Source organism: Pseudomonas sp. P135, assembly GCF_020312125.1.
In the GTDB taxonomy this organism is placed as follows: Bacteria; Pseudomonadota; Gammaproteobacteria; order Pseudomonadales; family Pseudomonadaceae; genus Aquipseudomonas; species Aquipseudomonas fragariae.
Genome location: NZ_JAGPYR010000013.1, coordinates 135208 through 152633, shown reverse-complemented (window position 1 = coordinate 152633; position 17426 = coordinate 135208). Strand labels below are relative to the sequence as shown.

Annotated in this window: 15 protein-coding genes; all 15 read right to left on the bottom strand. The window is 59.7% G+C overall.

The genetic code is table 11. The features are described 5' to 3' along the window. Positions 1-6: 6 nt before the first annotated feature. The 15 genes from nuoI to mnmA all read right to left on the bottom strand — a co-directional run bounded on the left by nuoI (position 7) and on the right by mnmA (position 17376). Complete coding sequence (gene nuoI, locus KBY08_RS18940; RefSeq protein WP_003405112.1) at positions 7-555, bottom strand: NADH-quinone oxidoreductase subunit NuoI; 549 nt, start codon at positions 553-555, stop codon at positions 7-9. Positions 556-566: 11 nt separating this feature from the next. Next, entirely contained in the window at positions 567-1574 is a 1008-nt protein-coding gene (gene nuoH / locus KBY08_RS18935; RefSeq protein WP_003405110.1) for an NADH-quinone oxidoreductase subunit NuoH, read from the bottom strand. Next, positions 1571-4288, bottom strand: coding sequence for an NADH-quinone oxidoreductase subunit NuoG (nuoG, locus tag KBY08_RS18930; protein ID WP_024642921.1), 2718 nt, complete (start codon positions 4286-4288; stop codon positions 1571-1573). Before nuoG ends, nuoH begins: the two co-directional genes overlap by 4 nt. Positions 4289-4424: 136 nt before the next feature. Then, positions 4425-5783, bottom strand: a complete 1359-nt coding sequence (nuoF, locus tag KBY08_RS18925) for an NADH-quinone oxidoreductase subunit NuoF (protein ID WP_003405108.1) — start codon at positions 5781-5783, stop codon at positions 4425-4427. After that, entirely contained in the window at positions 5780-6277 is a 498-nt protein-coding gene (nuoE, locus tag KBY08_RS18920) for an NADH-quinone oxidoreductase subunit NuoE (RefSeq protein WP_003371730.1), read from the bottom strand. The genes nuoF and nuoE overlap by 4 nt, the downstream gene beginning before the upstream one ends. A 2-nt stretch (positions 6278-6279) precedes the next feature. Continuing rightward, positions 6280-8061 (bottom strand): NADH-quinone oxidoreductase subunit C/D, encoded by a 1782-nt coding sequence (nuoC, locus tag KBY08_RS18915; RefSeq protein ID WP_011268276.1) that lies wholly within the window; start codon positions 8059-8061, stop codon positions 6280-6282. Positions 8062-8135: 74 nt separating this feature from the next. After that, positions 8136-8810 carry a NuoB/complex I 20 kDa subunit family protein gene (locus KBY08_RS18910; RefSeq protein WP_003405105.1) on the bottom strand — a complete coding sequence of 225 codons (675 nt, stop codon included), beginning with the start codon at positions 8808-8810 and terminating at the stop codon, positions 8136-8138. Between the two features lie 10 nt (positions 8811-8820). After that, entirely contained in the window at positions 8821-9234 is a 414-nt protein-coding gene (locus tag KBY08_RS18905) for an NADH-quinone oxidoreductase subunit A (RefSeq protein ID WP_002554011.1), read from the bottom strand. Positions 9235-9697: 463 nt separating this feature from the next. Beyond that, complete coding sequence (gene aceA, locus KBY08_RS18900; protein ID WP_024642920.1) at positions 9698-11023, bottom strand: isocitrate lyase; 1326 nt, start codon at positions 11021-11023, stop codon at positions 9698-9700. A gap of 528 nt (positions 11024-11551) precedes the next feature. After that, a complete protein-coding gene (locus KBY08_RS18895) occupies positions 11552-12295 on the bottom strand; it encodes a secretin N-terminal domain-containing protein (RefSeq protein WP_111522664.1) in 744 nt (247 codons plus the stop codon). 186 nt (positions 12296-12481) lie between these two features. Continuing rightward, positions 12482-12904, bottom strand: a complete 423-nt coding sequence (locus KBY08_RS18890) for a GNAT family N-acetyltransferase (protein ID WP_003405100.1) — start codon at positions 12902-12904, stop codon at positions 12482-12484. Next, positions 12897-14063, bottom strand: coding sequence for a cupin domain-containing protein (locus tag KBY08_RS18885; protein WP_003405098.1), 1167 nt, complete (start codon positions 14061-14063; stop codon positions 12897-12899). The genes KBY08_RS18890 and KBY08_RS18885 overlap by 8 nt, the downstream gene beginning before the upstream one ends. A 60-nt stretch (positions 14064-14123) precedes the next feature. Further along, positions 14124-15494 (bottom strand): adenylosuccinate lyase, encoded by a 1371-nt coding sequence (gene purB / locus KBY08_RS18880; protein ID WP_003371741.1) that lies wholly within the window; start codon positions 15492-15494, stop codon positions 14124-14126. A gap of 131 nt (positions 15495-15625) precedes the next feature. Beyond that, entirely contained in the window at positions 15626-16246 is a 621-nt protein-coding gene (gene hflD, locus KBY08_RS18875; RefSeq protein ID WP_003405097.1) for a high frequency lysogenization protein HflD, read from the bottom strand. After that, positions 16246-17376 (bottom strand): tRNA 2-thiouridine(34) synthase MnmA, encoded by a 1131-nt coding sequence (gene mnmA, locus KBY08_RS18870; protein ID WP_011268273.1) that lies wholly within the window; start codon positions 17374-17376, stop codon positions 16246-16248. Before mnmA ends, hflD begins: the two co-directional genes overlap by 1 nt. Positions 17377-17426 lie beyond the last annotated feature (50 nt).

Genomic DNA, 17426 nt, shown 5'->3' with positions numbered 1-17426 from the left:
ACTTCCTTAAGGCAGCAAGCTCTTGACGTTGATCGGCTCGGCTTCGTTCTGTGCGGAGCCCTTGGGCTTGCCGCCAATGGCCATACCGGCAACGCGATAGAAGTTGTAGTCAGGGTTCTTGCCGGGACCGGAGATCAGCAGATCTTCCTTCTCGTACACCAGATCCTGACGCTTGAACTCGGCCATCTCGAAGTCCGGCGTAAGCTGGATCGCGGTAGTCGGGCAGGCTTCTTCGCACAGGCCGCAGAAGATGCAACGCGAGAAGTTGATGCGGAAGAAGTCGGGATACCAGCGTCCGTCCTCTGTCTCGGCTTTCTGCAACGAAATACAGCCAACCGGGCAGGCTACTGCACACAGGTTGCACGCTACGCAGCGCTCTTCGCCATCGGGGTCGCGGGTCAGTACGATGCGACCGCGATAGCGAGGAGGGAGATAAACCTGCTCTTCGGGATATTGCAGGGTGTCGCGCTTGCGAAAGCCGTGGCCGAAGACCATGACCATACTGCGCAACTGGGTACCCGTACCCTTAACGATGTCACCAATATATTTGAACATGGGTCAAATCCTCACTGAACCGAGCCTGCCGGTGTGTTCAACAACACAATCGCAGCAGTCACCAGCAAATTGATCAGGGTCAGCGGCAGACAGAACTTCCAGCTGAAATCCATGACCTGGTCATAACGCGGGCGCGGGATGGAGGCGCGCAGCAGAATGAACAGCATGATGAAAAACGCGGTTTTCAAGGCGAACCAGAAGAAAGCCAGCGATGGCAGAATGTCGAACGGGCCGTGCCAGCCACCGAAGAACAGCGTCACCAGCAGCGCCGAGATCAAGATGATCCCGATGTATTCGCCCACGAAGAACATGCCCCATTTCATGCCGGCATATTCAATGTGGTAGCCGTCAGCCAGTTCCTGCTCGGCTTCCGGTTGGTCGAACGGGTGGCGGTGAGTCACCGCGACGCCTGCGATGAAGAACGTACAGAAGCCGAAGAACTGCGGAATGATGAACCACAGGTTCTGCGCCTGATATTCAACGATGTCGCGCATGTTGAAAGAGCCGACCTGAACCACGATGCCCATCAGCGCAAGACCCATGAACACTTCGTAGGACACGGTTTGTGCCGAAGCACGCAGGCTGCCCAGCAGGGCGAACTTGTTGTTGCTCGACCAGCCGGCGAACAGCACCGCATACACGGACAGACCGGCCATGGCGAAGAAGAACAACAGACCGATGTTCAGATCCGCGACGCCCCAGGTCGGGGTGATCGGGATGACCGCAAAGGCGATCAGCAAGGCGCTCATGGCAACCACTGGCGCCAGGGTGAAGATCACCTTGTCGGCGAACGGTGGGGTCCAGTCTTCCTTGAAGAACATTTTCAACATGTCGGCTGCGATCTGGAACATGCCGAACGGACCCACGCGGTTCGGGCCATAACGATCCTGCCACCAACCCAGCAGACGACGCTCGATGAAACTCAGCAGGGCACCGCAAATCACGACGGCCAGCAACACCACGATGGCCTTGACCACCGCGATGATTGCGTCGATCACATCAGGGGTAAACCAGGTCATTGCGCTGCCTCCTGCAGACCGTCAACGGATTTGCCGAAGAGTGCTGGCGGAATGCCGGGCAGTCCTGCCGGCAATGCCACAAGACCCGCGCCCAGTTCTTCGCTGATGCGCAGCGGCAAGGTCAGCGTTTCGCCGCCGATGCTCAAGGAGAGCAGGGCACCGTCGTTGACGCCGAGACGATCGGCTTCGGATTTGGCCAGGGCGACATAGGCCTGCGGGATGCGTTCCTGAACCGGCGCGGCCAGAGACGAGGTTTCGTCGCTGCCGAACAGGTGGAAGAACGGCACGACCTGCCAGGTGCCGCGTTCTGGAGAGAACGCGCGTGGCACGCTGGAGAACCATGACAGACCATCGCCCTGGCTTTCGATCAGGCGAGTGCCCGGATCGCCGGCACGCAAATGACCGCCGACTTCGTCCTGAAACTTGTTCCAGGCCTGCGGCGAGTTCCAGCCCGGCGACCAGGCGAATGGCACCTGCTGACGAGGCTCGGCCGAGCCCGAGTAGCCTTCCATGGAGAAAGAGAACGCGGTGTCGATGTCTTGCGAGGTGCGCGGCTCATGCACGCTGATGTTGGCTCGCATCGCTGTACGGCCGCTATAACGCAGCGGTTCGCGAGCCAGTTTCAGGCCCTTGATGCGGAACGATGCAGACGGCGCGGCGTTGACGATACCCGCCAGTTGCGGCGTGCTGCCGGCGCAGGCTTCGGTGACGTGGTCGAGTTGCGTCCAGTCGACCGGCTTGTTCAGCAAGGTGGCACGCAGGGCATGCAACCAGCGCCAGCCTTCGTGGACCAGAATGCTGGCATCCAGATAGGTCGGATCGAAGACCTGGAAGAAGCGCTGGGCGCGGCCTTCCTGGCTGACCAGTGTGCCGTCGCCTTCAGCGAAGCTGGCTGCTGGCAGAATCAGATGGGCACGGTCGCTGGTCGGGGTTTTCTGATGGTCAGCGACGATCACGACTTTCGCAGCGCTCAGCGCGGCGTCGACGATCTTGGCGTCCACACGACGATACAAATCGTTTTCCAGCACTACGATAGCGTCGGCCTTGCCGGAGATCACGGCTTGCAGCGCGGCATCTGCGGACTCGCCGCCGAACATCGCCAGGCCCATGCTGTTGGCTTCAGGCACGATCAGGCTGATGGAACCCTGCTTGTCGCGCAGCTTCAAGGCCTTGGCGATGTTGCCAGCGGCTTCGATCAGCGCTGTCGAACCCAGCGAACTGCCGGAAATGATCAGCGGTCGTTTGGCAGCCAGCAGTGCGTCAGCAATGCGTTGCGCCAGTTCCAGCGCCTCGCTGTCCAGGCCTTCGACGGCCGGTGCGCTGGCGTCCAGGGCGTGGGCCACGGCAAAACCGATACGCGCCAGGTCATCGGGCGCTGCATGTACGCATTCTTCTGCGACGTCGTCGAGACGGGTTTCGGCGAGGCTGGCGATGAACAGCGGATTGAGCTCGTGCTGACCGATGTTCTTCACGGCCGCGTCGAGCCACGGCTGGACTTTCATCGCCGCTGCCATGTCTTCAGCCTTGCCTTTGACGGCCTGGCGCAAGCCCAGGGCCATACGCGCTGCTGTCTGGGTCAGGTCTTCGCCGAGGACGAAGATGGCATCGTGATCTTCGATGTCACGCAGGGTCGGGATCGGCAGCGGACTGTCGTTCAGGACCTTGAGGATCAGCCTGATACGCTCCAGCTCACCGGCTTCGATACCGCTGTAGAAATGCTCGGCGCCCACCAGTTCACGCAGTGCGTAGTTGCTTTCGAGGCTTGCGCGAGGAGAACCGATGCCGACGATGTTACGGCCGCGCAGCAGGTCCGCCGCCTTGTCCAGCGCCTCGTCCAGGCTCAGTTTGACCTGGCCGTCGACGAGCAATGGCTGACGCGGGCGGTCCTTGCGGTTGACGTAGCCGTAGCCGAAACGTCCGCGGTCGCAGAGGAAGTACTGGTTCACCGAGCCGTTGTAACGGTTTTCGATGCGGCGCAATTCACCGTAGCGTTCACCCGGGCTGATGTTGCAGCCGCTGGAACAGCCATGGCAGATGCTTGGAGAGAACTGCATGTCCCACTTGCGGTTGTAGCGCTCGGAGTGGGTCTTGTCCGTGAACACACCGGTCGGGCAGACCTCGGTGAGGTTGCCGGAGAACTCGCTTTCCAGCGTGCCGTCTTCAACGCGACCGAAGTACACGTTGTCATGGGCACCGTAGACGCCCAGGTCGGTGCCGCCCGCGTAGTCTTTATAAAAGCGTACACAGCGATAACAGGCGATGCAGCGGTTCATCTCGTGCGCGATGAACGGCCCCAACTCCTGATTCTGGTGGGTACGCTTGGTGAAGCGATAACGGCGCTCGTTGTGGCCGGTCATCACGGTCATGTCTTGCAGGTGGCAGTGACCGCCTTCTTCGCAGACCGGGCAGTCATGCGGGTGGTTGGTCATCAGCCATTCGACGACACTGGCCCGGAAGGCCTTGGATTCATCATCTTCGATGGAGATCCAGGTGTTGTCGGTGGCTGGCGTCATGCAGGACATGACGATACGACCGCGTGTGTCGTTCTCGTCCGTGTACTGCTTGACCGCGCACTGGCGACAGGCGCCAACGCTGCCAAGGGCGGGGTGCCAGCAGAAATAAGGGATATCGAGGCCCAGCGACAGACATGCCTGTAACAGGTTGTCTGCACCATCGACTTCGAGCGCTTTGCCGTCTACGTGAATAGTAGCCATGGTTCAAAGGTCTTCGTTGGCCCGTTGTCAGCGGGCGTGGCTAATGGAATCTCGGTAGTACCCGTATCGTTCAGCCCGGAGGGCGTCAGCAGGTACGAGGACGGCAGCCCGAACAGCCGCCGACCGTTGTGTCTTGTTATGCGCCGACCACTGTCGGACTTTTGCCCGGAACGAGCGTGGCTGCGCTGGCTGGCGCGATACCGGCTTCGAACTCGGAACGGAAATACTTGATCGCACTGCCCAAGGGTTCAACAGCGCCCGGTGCATGGGCACAGAAGGTCTTGCCAGGGCCGAGGAAATTGACCAGACCCAGCAGGGTTTCGATATCCCCCGGCTGACCCTGACCGTTCTCGATGGCGCGAAGCATCTTCACGCTCCATGGCAAGCCGTCGCGGCATGGCGTGCAGAAGCCACAGGACTCCTGAGCGAAAAACTCTTCCATGTTGCGCAGCAGCGAGACCATGTTGACCGAATCGTCGACCGCCATCGCCAGCCCCGTACCCATCCGGGTGCCGACCTTGGCGATACCGCCTGCGTACATCTGCGCGTCCAGATGCTCCGGCAGCAGGAAACCCGTACCGGCGCCTCCGGGTTGCCAGCACTTGAGCTTGAAACCATCGCGCATGCCGCCGGCGTAGTCCTCGAACAGTTCGCGAGCCTGTACGCCGAAGGGCAGTTCCCACAAACCGGGGTTTTTGACCTTGCCGGAGAAACCCATCAGCTTGGTGCCGTGGTCTTCACTGCCTTCGCGAGCCAGCGACTTGTACCAGTCGTTGCCGTTGTTGACGATGGCAGGCACGTTGCACAAAGTCTCGACGTTGTTCACACAAGTCGGCTTGCCCCACACGCCCACCGCAGCAGGGAAGGGCGGCTTGGAACGCGGGTTGGCGCGGCGGCCTTCCAGCGAGTTGATCAGTGCGGTTTCTTCACCGCAGATGTAGCGACCGGCACCCGTGTGCACGAACAGTTCGAAGTCGAACCCGGTGCCGAGAATGTTCTTGCCCAGCAAACCGGCGGCCTTGGCTTCAGCCACTGCGCGATTGAGGTGCTTGGCTGCGGTGACGTATTCGCCGCGCAGGAAGATATAGCCGCGATAGGCTTTCAGCGCGCGGGCACTGATCAGCATGCCCTCGACCAGCAAATGGGGCAGTTGCTCCATCAGCATGCGGTCTTTCCAGGTATTGGGCTCCATCTCGTCCGCGTTGCACAGCAGGTAGCGGATGTTCATGGACTCGTCTTTGGGCATCAGGCCCCACTTCACCCCCGTGGGGAAGCCTGCGCCACCGCGGCCCTTGAGGCCGGAATCCTTGACCGACTGGACGATATCGTCAGGCGCCTGCTGCGTCAGCGCCTTGCGCGCTGCAGCGTAGCCGTCCTTGGTCTGGTACTCGTCGAGCCAGACCGGTTCGCCGTCGTCGCGCAGACGCCAGGTCAGCGGATGGGTTTCTGCCGTGCGCGCAATGCGGTTGGCAGGGCCGAAGGAAGTGATGGTCATAGGTAACCCTCCAGCATCTTGGCAACGCCAGCAGGCTGTACATCGCCGAAAGTGTCGTCGTCGACCATCACGGCCGGCGCCTTGTCACAGTTGCCGAGGCAGCAGACCGGCAGCAGTGTGAAACGACCGTCGGCGGTGGTCTGACCCAGGCCGATGCCCAGTGAGTTCTTGATCTCGTCGACCACGTTTTCGTGGCCGCCGATGAAACACACCATGCTGTTGCAGACACGAATGATGTGACGCCCGACCGGCTGGCGAAAGATCTGGCTGTAGAAGGTGGCAACGCCTTCGACGTCGCTGGCGGGGATGCCCAGCAGGTCGCCGATCGCGTAAATGGCACCGTCAGGCACCCAGCCACGTTCCTTCTGAACAATTTTCAGGGCTTCGATGGACGCCGCGCGCGGGTCCTCGTAATGATGCATCTCATGCTCGATGGCCGAGCGCTCGGTTTCGCTCAGGGCGAAACGGTCAGTCTGGATTAGCGGGCTATTCATGCTTAGCGGTCCACGTCGGCCATAACGAAATCGATACTACCCAGGTACGCGATCAAGTCCGCGACCATGCTGCCTTTGATCACCGAAGGGATCTGCTGCAGGTGCGGGTAACTCGGGGTGCGGATCCGGGTACGGTAGCTCATGGTGCCGCCGTCGCTCGTCAGGTAATAGCTGTTGATACCCTTGGTCGCTTCGATCATCTGGAAGGATTCGTTGGCCGGCATGACCGGGCCCCACGAAACCTGCAGGAAGTGCGTGATCAGGGTTTCGATGTGCTGCAGGGTGCGCTCTTTCGGCGGCGGCGTGGTCAGCGGGTGATCCGCCTTGTACGGGCCTTCCGGCATGTTGCGCATGCACTGGTCGATGATCTTGATGCTCTGGCGCATCTCTTCGACGCGGACCATGCAGCGGTCATAGGCATCGCCGTTGGCGGCCAGTGGCACTTCGAATTCGAAGTTCTCGTAGCCCGAGTAAGGGCGAGCCTTGCGCAGGTCGAAGTCGCAACCGGTGGAGCGCAGGCCTGCACCGGTGACGCCCCACTCGAGGGCTTCCTTGGTGTTGTAGGCGGCGACGCCAATGGTACGACCCTTGAGAATACTGTTTTGCAGGGCCGCCTTGGTGTATTCGTCGAGACGCTTGGGCAGCCAGTCGACGAAGTCCTTGACCAGTTTTTCCCAGCCACGCGGCAGGTCGTGAGCGACCCCGCCGATGCGGTACCAGGCAGGGTGCAGACGGAAGCCGGTAATGGCTTCGATCACGGTGTAGGCTTTCTGGCGGTCGGTGAACGTGAAGAACACCGGTGTCATGGCGCCCACGTCCTGAATGTAGGTTCCCAGGAACAGCAGGTGACTGGTGATACGGAAGAACTCGGCCATCATGATGCGGATGACGTCGACCTTTTCCGGCACCTTGATGCCTGCCAGCTTCTCGACCGAGAGCACATAAGGCAGGTTGTTCATCACCCCGCCCAGGTAATCGATACGGTCGGTGTAGGGAATGAAGCTGTGCCAGGACTGACGTTCGGCCATCTTCTCGGCACCACGGTGGTGGTAGCCGATGTCCGGAACGCAATCGACGATTTCTTCACCGTCCAGTTGCAGAATGATACGGAACGCACCGTGAGCGGAAGGGTGGTTCGGCCCCAGGTTGAGGAACATGTAGTCCTCGTTGGCGCCAGAGCGTTTCATGCCCCAGTCTTCCGGACGGAAGCGTGCGGCTTCCTCTTCCAGTTGCTGTTTGGCAAGGGTCAGGCTGTACGGGTCGAATTCCGTCGCACGGGCAGGGAAGTCCTTGCGCAGCGGATGGCCTTCCCAGGTCGGCGGCATCATGATGCGGCTCAGGTGCGGGTGGCCCGGGAAATCGATACCGAACATGTCCCAGACTTCACGCTCGTACCAGTTGGCGTTCGGCCAGATGCTGGTGATGGTCGGTACACTCAGGTCGCTTTCGGAAAGCGCTACCTTGATCATCACGTCGCTGTTTCGCTCGATCGACAGCAGGTGATAGAACACGGTGAAGTCTGCGCCGGGCAGACCACGACGGTTTGTGCGCAGCCGTTCGTCCACGCCATGCAGGTCATAGAGCATGGAGTAGGGCTTGGGCACGTTGCGCAGGAACGTCAGAATTTCAAACAGTCGGGCGCGCTCGACCCACAGCACGGGCATACCGGTGCGAGTCGGCTGGGCAGTGAAAGCCTCGGCACCAAAACGGTTATTCAGTTCAACGACGACATCTTGGTCGTCAGCCTTGTAAGGCGGGATGTACAGAGCGTTGTCTGCAGTCATAGGTCTCAATCACTTCGGTCAACGTACAGAATCAACCCCGGTTCTTGTCTTTTTTATAAGAAGAACGGGCTGGATCAGACTTCGTCGGGGCTGCGCAGGTTGGTCACCTGAATACGCTGTTCGCGGCGCTGTTCCTTTTGCGATGGCATCTCGGCGCGGTATACGCCTTGATCGCCAACGACCCAGGAAAGAGGGCGACGCTCCTTGCCGATGGATTCCTGCAACAGCATCAAGCCTTGCAGAAACGCTTCGGGGCGGGGCGGGCAGCCGGGCACGTAGACATCCACGGGAAGGAATTTGTCCACCCCCTGGACCACTGAGTAGATGTCGTACATGCCACCGGAGTTGGCACACGAACCCATGGAAATGACCCACTTGGGTTCGAGCATTTGCTCGTAGAGACGCTGGATGATCGGCGCCATCTTGATGAAGCAGGTACCGGCAATAACCATGAAATCCGCCTGCCGTGGCGACGCCCGGATGACTTCAGCGCCAAAGCGCGCGATGTCGTGGGGGGCCGTGAAAGCGGTGGTCATTTCCACATAGCAGCACGACAGGCCGAAGTTGTAGGGCCACAGGGAGTTTTTACGCCCCCAGTTGACCGCACCGCTCAGCACGTCTTCCAGCTTGCCCATGTAGATGTTTTTGTGGACTTGATCTTCTAACGGATCGGAAACGGTTTCCCGTTTGCCGATGGGGTACTGCTCGTTAGGAGCGTCCGGGTCGATCCTGGTGAGATTATATTGCATCGCCAAAGCCTCATTGTTTCAGCTTCGCTTGCCGATTACGGCGACCTTCAGGAGCCCAGTCAAGAGCGCCAACCCGCCATAGGTAGACAAGACCTGCCAACAGAATTGCTATGAAAACGAGAGCTTCGACGAATCCGGTCCAGCCGCTTTCGCGGACGGACACAGACCAGGCAAAGAGAAAGAGGGCTTCAATGTCAAAGATCACGAAAAGCATCGCGACCAGATAGAATTTTGCGGAGAGACGCAGACGCGCACTGCCGGTGGGCAGCATGCCGGATTCGAAAGGTTCGTTCTTGCTGCGGCCCCAGGCCTTGCTTCCGAGCAGGCTGGACAGACCGAGCATGAAGGCACAAAGGCCGACAACACCCAAAAGGAAAATGGCGAAGCCCCAGTTGTGGGCAATCAGACCTGTCGATTCGGGCATGCTGTCAGTCCTTGTTAGAGAGCAAAGGTCTCTGTGCTTGATAAAGAGTCGAGGCAGTGACGAAATGTCGCAGTGCGGTCAACGGATTGATTTTATGTGCAAACAGTTGGCAAGTAAATTTTCTACATCAAATTTATTTACGGAATCAATCGCCCGAGACCTGTCGGGAAGGCTGCAGGGCCTGTGAGGCGGGCGTCAGCAGGGTTTTCGTTAATTATGTTTCTTGATGACGAAAAGGAATAAAAGGCAATTTGAATGATAATTAATATCATTTGAAGAGGCCTTGATAGTTCAAAGTACGGTAGTCGGCGCATAGTGGGTGACGGTACTGCTTATAAAGTGCGCCTTTTATAGCATCCACTCGGCAACTGCATATTGTCCGAAGTCAATACCGGAACCCTCTGACACAACAGACAGACCGCCCTTACGGACGGCCTGTATTTTCAACGCGTTGCGCGGTGTGTCAGTGGAATTGCTCTTCTTCGGTCGAGCCGGTCAGTGCGGTTACCGACGATACGCCACCCTGGATCACGGTCGTCATGTCATCGAAATAGCCCGTGCCCACTTCCTGCTGGTGAGCCACGAAGGTGTAGCCCTTGGCAGCGTCGGCAAACTCCTGTTCCTGCAGCTTCACATAGGCGGTCATGTCATTGCGGGCGTAGTCGTGCGCCAGGTTGAACATGCTGTGCCACATGTTGTGAATGCCCGCCAGGGTGATGAACTGGTGCTTGTAGCCCATGGCCGAGAGCTCGCGCTGAAACCTGGCGATGGTTGCGTCGTCGAGGTTTTTCTTCCAGTTGAAGGACGGCGAGCAGTTGTAGGACAGCAACTGATTGGGGTATTGCTTTTTGATCGCTTCGGCGAAGCGGCGTGCCTCGTCGAGGTCCGGCCTGGCTGTTTCGCACCAGATCAGATCAGCGTAAGGCGCGTACGCCAGGCCGCGCGCGATGGCCTGATCGAGGCCGGCGCGAACCTTGTAGAACCCCTCATGGGTCCGTTCGCCGGTCACGAATGGCTTGTCGTACGGATCGCAATCGGATGTCAGCAAGTCGGCAGCGTTGGCGTCAGTCCGGGCCAGAATGATGGTCGGTACACCGGCCACGTCGGCGGCCAGGCGTGCAGCGACCAGTTTCTGTATGGCTTCCTGAGTCGGGACCAGCACCTTGCCGCCCATGTGGCCGCATTTCTTCACCGACGCCAGTTGATCTTCAAAGTGCACCCCGGCGGCACCGGCCTCGATCATGCTTTTCATCAGCTCATAGGCATTGAGTACGCCGCCGAACCCGGCTTCCGCATCTGCGACGATCGGAGCGAAGTAGTCGATGTAGCCTTCGTCACCCGGCGTCTTGCCGGCTTTCCACTGAATCTGGTCGGCACGGCGGAACGAGTTGTTGATGCGCTTGACCACGGTCGGCACCGAGTCGACCGGGTACAGCGACTGATCCGGGTACATGGACTCGGCAGAGTTGTTGTCGGCAGCGACCTGCCAGCCGGACAGGTAGATGGCCTGAATGCCGGCCTTGACCTGCTGCACGGCCTGGCCACCGGTGAGGGCGCCCATGCAATTGACGAAATCCTTGTCCGGCCGGAAGGACGGTTTGGCACCCTGGGTCACCAGATTCCACAGCTTGTCTGCACCCAGTCGTGCAAAGGTGTGTTCGGGTTGAACTGAGCCGCGCAGGCGGACCACATCTGCAGCGGAGTAAGTACGGGTCACGTTTGTCCAGCGCGGATTTTCAGCCCAGTCTTTCTCGAGAGCCGCTATTTGTTGTTCGCGTGTCAGTGCCATGGTGATAAACCTCTAGAAGTAGGTCTCGCTGGAAAGTCCTGCTCCGCCAAAACGCCTCGTTTATCGAAGGCACGGTAGATGGCTGCTCGCTGATCCGGGGTTTTGCTTGAAGCCGCACGTTACGTGGGTCGCGACGGGTGAACGATGTGCTCGAGGGGAGAGCGGGCGTCCGGACATGAGGCTGTCAGGTGGACAGTCGGACCTGCAGTGGCGTTGTGCATCACCGTTGGCCTTGCCGGGTTACCGTTTACGCTTCCGTCCCTCGGGACAACTTCGTTCCAGTCGCAACCTCGTCAAACTGCCTTGTGGGCGGTGCGGACACGAATCGGCTCTGCGGGGTGATTGAGAGCGGCGACTCGAAGGCTTTTTGCAAAGCCTCTGATTAGCGGGAGCGAGGCAATCATGCCTCGCACTTCTGGGGGCGTCAAACGTTTTGTAGTGCTTTTTTTAAATCACTACATATTTGTGAGAAGTCGACCGGCCAGTCATCAAAAGGCCCGTAAGTATTGGGTTTTCAGCCCGGGCAGGCTATTCGAGGGTTTCAACCTTTACGCGCAAAATCATGTCGTCGCGACCCTGGGTGGAATAGCGCTGCGCCAGGCCACTCTGATCAGCGACGGATTCGTTGCTGTTGCTCGCCAGCGTGATCCATTCGCCGAGCCTACCGCTGACCTGGCTGTCGGTACTTTGCACCTTGATAGCGTCAGGGCGCTCTTGGCTCATGCGATCATGATTGGTGCTGATGCTCAGGTGAACCGTGTCGCCGGTCACGCTGGCCGTGACGTAGAACCCTTGGGTTACGTTGCGGTACTCGGTGTCGCTTCGGGAGTATCCGTACGTGTCCGTGGAGGAGGAGGTCAGCGGTACGCTCTGGCCAACCTGGATGAGTGCAGGAGTGCCTTCGCTGGTTTGCACTTGTTGCACGCCGCCTTCACGGCTGGCGGTACCGTACTCGATCACTCGCGAGCCGCTGCGGCTGCGCGTCGCGCTGTCGCTGGTGTCGACGCTGATCAGCAAGCGTTTCGGCGCGGTATCGAGTTGCGAGATCAAGGTGCGAAGTTCTTCGATCTTGCGGGACTCTGCGTTCACGATCAGTTGATTGCCATAGGCGCTGACGGTGCCTTCGTCGCCCAGAAAGGATTTGGCGACCGGCAACAGATCGGCACTGGTGCGGTAGTTGAGCGGGACGACTTCAGTCGCCGCAAAGACGTGAGCGCTGAAGGCGATCAGCATCGAGGTGAGCGCTGCATTGAGCAAGTTGCGTACTGACATGTTCATTCTCCGCGGTAAGCGCGTAAAGCATGATTGTGCCACTGTGTCGGCTGCAGGCAATCAAGCTGAATGGTCAGGCATAAAAAAGCCCTGCCGCTTTTCGGTTCGACCTTGAGAGGGTCTAGCGAAAAAGGGCAGGGCGATCATTATGTAGTGCCGCGGTGAGCGCCTACATAACGGCGTTGATCACGCTTCGCGGAGCATATCGACGTGTGGCAGGCCGGCTTCGAGAAACTCGTCGCTGATAACCGAAAAGCCGAAGCGCTGATAAAACTCGACGGCCTGCACCTGAGCGCTCAGCTTGAGCGGCTTGAGGCCACGCTGTTCGGCTTCATGGATCACGGCATCCAACAGAGCCTCACCGACCTTCAGGCCGCGCCAGTCTCTCAGGACTGACAGGCGACCGATCTCGCCATCGGGCAGCAGTCGGGCAGTGCCCACCGCATATTCACCCTCGTACGCAAGAAAGTGCACGGCACCTGCGTCTTCGGCATCCCACTCCAGTTCCGGCGGCACCGATTGTTCGGCAATGAATACCGAATCGCGTATGCGCCGGATATCGGCGTTGTTCTTCTGCCATTGGGCGACAGCTACAGTGACTTTATTCATCGGCAAATCCCAGGCTTCCTTGTTTTACGAGTTCGCAAAGCAAATTGCGCCCCTCGTCATCGGCCAACCATTGGCCGAGGTTTTCGCTGTGCAACGCATCGGCGGCACAGATCAGTTTGAGCAGGTCACGCAGGCTGCCCGGCAGCAGGCGGCTCTGGCCACTGGCAAACAGTAGCAGATCGTCATCGACTTCAGACCAGGCCAGCCGTGCGCTCGGGTTGCGAATCAGCACCGCGCCCTGCTCGAGGCTGTCGAGCAGGTCCTGTTCGTCCAGCTCGGGGCCGGTTACCAGTTCCGGGTAGCGCGGCTCGGTCATGAACTGGCCGAACCAGGTCAGCAGCAGGCGTTCGTCACTCATGTGCTCGGCCAGCAGCGTTTTCAGGCGATCGAGCGCGTCATGCTGGATCTGATGGGGGTCGCTGACCGGCTGGGCATCAGCATCGGTATAGCGCTCTTCGTCCGGGATGAACTGGCTGAGGAAGTCGGTGAAGTGAGTCAGGACTTCGGCAGCGCTTGGCGCCCGGAAACCGACCGAGTAGGTCAGGCAGTCGTCGACGGCGACGCCGCAGTGCGCCAGGCGCGGCGGCAGATAAAGCATGTCGCCCGGTTCCAGCGTCCACTCTTCGGTCTTCTCGAATTCGGCAAGGATGCGCAGGTCGGCATGCTGCAGCAGCGGGCTTTCTGCATCGCACATCTGGCCGATCTGCCAATGACGCTTGCCGTGTCCCTGCAGCAGGAACACATCATAGTTGTCGAAATGCGGGCCGACGCTGCCGCCAGGCGCAGCGTAGCTGATCATCACATCGTCAATCCGCCAACTGGGCAGAAAACGGAAGTTTTCCAGCAGCTCGCTGACCTCCGGAACGAATTGGTCCACGGCCTGGACCAGCAGCGTCCAGTCGCGCTCGGGCAGTTTGCTGAACTCGTCTTCAGCGAACGGGCCACGGCGCAGCTCCCACGGACGCTCGCCGTTTTCGATGACCAGGCGCGACTCCACTTCTTCTTCCAGGGCGAGGCCGGCAAGCTCGTCCGCGTCGATCGGGCTTTGAAAGTCCGGCAGAGCCTGGCGGATCAGCAGCGGTTTTTTCTGCCAGTAGTCACGCAGGAAAACGCGAGCACTGATGCCGCCCAGAAGTTGTAGAGGAATATCAGGATTCATGTGTAAGCCCTTGAAATGAAAACGCCCGGCACAGCCGGGCGTGTGCAATTTTTTTGCGTGTCAGATGCGCTTGGCCTGAGCGGCTGCGTTACCGATGTAATTGGCTGGCGTGAGCTTCTTGAGCTCGGCCTTGGCTTCGGCGGGCATATCCAGACCGTCGATGAAAGTCTGCAACGCTTCAGGACCGATGCCCTTGCCGCGGGTCAGTTCTTTCAGTTTTTCGTACGGGTTTTCGATGTTGTACCGACGCATGACAGTCTGAATCGGCTCTGCCAGAACTTCCCAGCATGCGTCCAGATCGGCGGCAATGCGCTGTTCGTTCAGTTCCAGCTTGCTGATGCCCTTGAGACTGGCTTCGTAGGCAATGACGCTGTGGGCAAAGCCGACGCCCAGGTTGCGCAGCACGGTGGAGTCGGTCAGGTCACGCTGCCAGCGAGAGACAGGCAGCTTGCTCGCCAGATGCTGGAACAGTGCGTTGGCGATGCCCAGGTTGCCTTCGGAGTTTTCGAAGTCGATCGGGTTGACCTTGTGCGGCATGGTCGAGGAGCCGATTTCGCCAGCGATGGTGCGCTGTTTGAAATAGCCCAGCGAGATGTAGCCCCAGATGTCGCGGTCGAAGTCGATCAGGATGGTGTTGAAGCGCGCAATGGCATCGAACAGCTCGGCAATGTAGTCGTGCGGTTCGATCTGCGTGGTGTAGGGGTTGAAGCCCAGGCCCAGTTCGTCTTCGATGAAGGCGCGCGCGTTGGCTTCCCAGTCGATGTCTGCGTAGGCAGAGAGGTGGGCATTGTAGTTGCCGACTGCGCCGTTGATCTTGCCGAGCAACGGGACCGCCGCGATCTGGCTGATCTGGCGCTCGAGGCGGTAGACGACGTTGGCCAGTTCCTTGCCCAGTGTGGTCGGGGAGGCGGGCTGGCCGTGGGTGCGGGACAGCATCGGCACGTCTGCGAAGCGAATCGCCAGCTCGCGGATGGCGTCGGCGATCTGGCGCATCAGCGGCAGCACGACAGTGTCGCGGCCCTCGCGCAGCATCAATGCGTGAGACAGGTTGTTGATGTCTTCGCTGGTGCAGGCGAAGTGGATGAACTCACTGACCTTTTCCAGCTCTGGCAATTTGGCAGCCTGCTCCTTGAGCAGATACTCCACAGCCTTCACGTCATGATTGGTGGTGCGCTCGATTTCCTTGACGCGCTCGGCATGCTCCACGGAGAAGTCTTCAGCCAGGGCATCCAGGATGGCGTTGGCTTGCGCGGAGAAGGCCGGGACTTCGGTGATCTGCGGGTGAGCCGCAAGACGCTGGAGCCAGCGAACTTCAACCATCACGCGGAAACGGATCAGGCCGTATTCGCTGAAAATAGGGCGCAAGGCCTGGGTTTTGCCGGCGTAGCGGCCATCAACAGGGGAAACCGCAGTGAGCGAAGAAAGCTGCATGGGATGCTCTCGGACAGTCGGGCGACGAAAAGGGCGCATATCATACATGAAAAGTCAGTCGGACCGGAGCCCGCTGACCAGCGTAGACAGCGTCGTGCCTGGGGTGGTGAAGGTCATTGGCGCGCGGCGGGTCAGCCGTGCAGCAATGGATAGAGTTCTTTCAACAACTTGCGGCGGCTGAACACCAGTTGCCACCGATGACCGCCAACTTGCCGCCACAGCCGGGCAGAGCGAATACCGGCCAGCAGAATGCCGCGAATCTTCGAGGCATTGTTCGGCTGCTGCAGGTTGCGCATGTCGCCTTGTACCTGAATGCGCTGGCGCAAGGTGCTCAGGGTGTCCTGATACAGTGCGCCGGTCGCGGCAATCACGTTCTCGTGGGCGATGCCGAAATGCTCGACCTGGGACTGAATGACCGGAATGCGTTTGCCGATCACTTCAAGCAGGTCATCGCGCTTGGCCAACTGGCGTTCAAGGCCGAGCATCGACAGGGCGTAGCGCAACGGTTCGCGTTGCAAGGTTGCCGGGTCACGCTCCAGGGCGCTGGCCATGGCGCGATAGCCTTCGTGCAGGTTGAGGTCGTCGCCGCCGTAAACGTCAAGCGTATCCTTGGGGTCGACCACCAGCAGGCTGCCGAGCATGCAGCTCAGGGCCGCTTCGCTGATCTGACCGGTCTTGGCGATCCGGTCGACCAGCACGGCGGCCTGGAATACACCGCCCAGAGCGATCAGTTGTTCCTGAGTCGGGCTCATCAACGCTTGTCCTTGGTGGTCCAGGGTTCGGCAATTTCGATCACGCCGCCGCCCAGACAGATTTCGCCGTCGTAGAACACCACGGACTGGCCGGGGGTGACGGCGCGCTGTGGGTCATCGAATGTGGCGCGGTACCCGTCAGCGGTCTTTTCCAGCGTGCATGGCTGGTCGCCCTGACGGTAACGGACCTTCGCGGTGAGCCTGCGCGGGCTGCTCAGATCGATCGGATTGACCCAATAGATTTCCGAAGAGACCAGCGCACGGGAAAACAGCCAGGGATGATCGTTGCCCTGGCCGACGATCAGTTCATTGTTTTCCAGGTCCTTGACCAGCACGTACCACGGATCGTCGCTGGCGTCCTTGAGACCGCCAATGCCCAGGCCCTGACGCTGGCCGATGGTGTGGTACATCAGGCCGCTGTGACGACCGATGACTTCGCCTTCGGTGGTCTTGATCTCACCGGGCTGGGCAGGCAGGTACTGACGCAGAAAGTCGGTGAAGCGGCGCTCGCCAATGAAGCAGATGCCGGTGGAATCCTTCTTCTTGGCAGTGGCCAGGCCGTGCTTTTCGGCAATGGCACGCACTTCCGGTTTTTCCAGCTCGCCAACCGGGAACAACGTGCGGGCAATCTGCTCGCCGCCAACGGCGTGCAGGAAGTAGCTCTGGTCCTTGTTCGGGTCCAGGCCCTTGAGCAGCTCGGTACGTCCATCGATATCGCGGCGACGTACGTAATGACCGGTAGCAATAAGGTCGGCGCCGAGCATCAGTGCGTAGTCGAGAAACGCCTTGAACTTGATTTCGCGGTTACACAGGATGTCCGGGTTCGGCGTGCGCCCGGCCTTGTACTCTTCAAGGAAGTGCTCGAAGACGTTGTCCCAGTACTCGGCCGCGAAGTTGGCCGTGTGCAGCTTGATGCCGATCTTGTCGCACACGGCCTGGGCATCTGCCAGGTCTTCGCGGGCGGTGCAGTATTCCGTTCCGTCGTCTTCTTCCCAGTTCTTCATGAACAAGCCTTCCACCTGATAACCCTGCTCCATGAGCAGTACGGCGGAAACGGAAGAGTCCACGCCGCCGGACATGCCGACTATGACGCGCTTCATTTCTGAGTTCGAGGGGGCTGGATCACGCATGGGGATTCAACGGCTGACCTGTAAAAGGACGCGATTCTATCAGGCTGAGG

What these genes read in the sequence shown, in the direction of transcription:
- nuoG (WP_024642921.1), bottom strand. Translation starts at nt 4,288, where the DNA reads ATGGCTACTATTCACGTAGACGGCAAAGCGCTCGAAGTCGATGGTGCA.
- mnmA (WP_011268273.1), bottom strand. Translation starts at nt 17,376, where the DNA reads ATGCGTGATCCAGCCCCCTCGAACTCAGAAATGAAGCGCGTCATAGTC.
- hflD (WP_003405097.1), bottom strand. Translation starts at nt 16,246, where the DNA reads ATGAGCCCGACTCAGGAACAACTGATCGCTCTGGGCGGTGTATTCCAG.
- KBY08_RS18885 (WP_003405098.1), bottom strand. Translation starts at nt 14,063, where the DNA reads ATGAATCCTGATATTCCTCTACAACTTCTGGGCGGCATCAGTGCTCGC.
- nuoF (WP_003405108.1), bottom strand. Translation starts at nt 5,783, where the DNA reads ATGACCATCACTTCCTTCGGCCCTGCCAACCGCATTGCGCGCACGGCA.
- nuoC (WP_011268276.1), bottom strand. Translation starts at nt 8,061, where the DNA reads ATGACTGCAGACAACGCTCTGTACATCCCGCCTTACAAGGCTGACGAC.
- nuoE (WP_003371730.1), bottom strand. Translation starts at nt 6,277, where the DNA reads ATGAATAGCCCGCTAATCCAGACTGACCGTTTCGCCCTGAGCGAAACC.
- aceA (WP_024642920.1), bottom strand. Translation starts at nt 11,023, where the DNA reads ATGGCACTGACACGCGAACAACAAATAGCGGCTCTCGAGAAAGACTGG.
- KBY08_RS18895 (WP_111522664.1), bottom strand. Translation starts at nt 12,295, where the DNA reads ATGTCAGTACGCAACTTGCTCAATGCAGCGCTCACCTCGATGCTGATC.
- KBY08_RS18910 (WP_003405105.1), bottom strand. Translation starts at nt 8,810, where the DNA reads ATGCAATATAATCTCACCAGGATCGACCCGGACGCTCCTAACGAGCAG.
- KBY08_RS18905 (WP_002554011.1), bottom strand. Translation starts at nt 9,234, where the DNA reads ATGCCCGAATCGACAGGTCTGATTGCCCACAACTGGGGCTTCGCCATT.
- nuoI (WP_003405112.1), bottom strand. Translation starts at nt 555, where the DNA reads ATGTTCAAATATATTGGTGACATCGTTAAGGGTACGGGTACCCAGTTG.
- purB (WP_003371741.1), bottom strand. Translation starts at nt 15,494, where the DNA reads ATGCAGCTTTCTTCGCTCACTGCGGTTTCCCCTGTTGATGGCCGCTAC.
- KBY08_RS18890 (WP_003405100.1), bottom strand. Translation starts at nt 12,904, where the DNA reads ATGAATAAAGTCACTGTAGCTGTCGCCCAATGGCAGAAGAACAACGCC.
- nuoH (WP_003405110.1), bottom strand. Translation starts at nt 1,574, where the DNA reads ATGACCTGGTTTACCCCTGATGTGATCGACGCAATCATCGCGGTGGTC.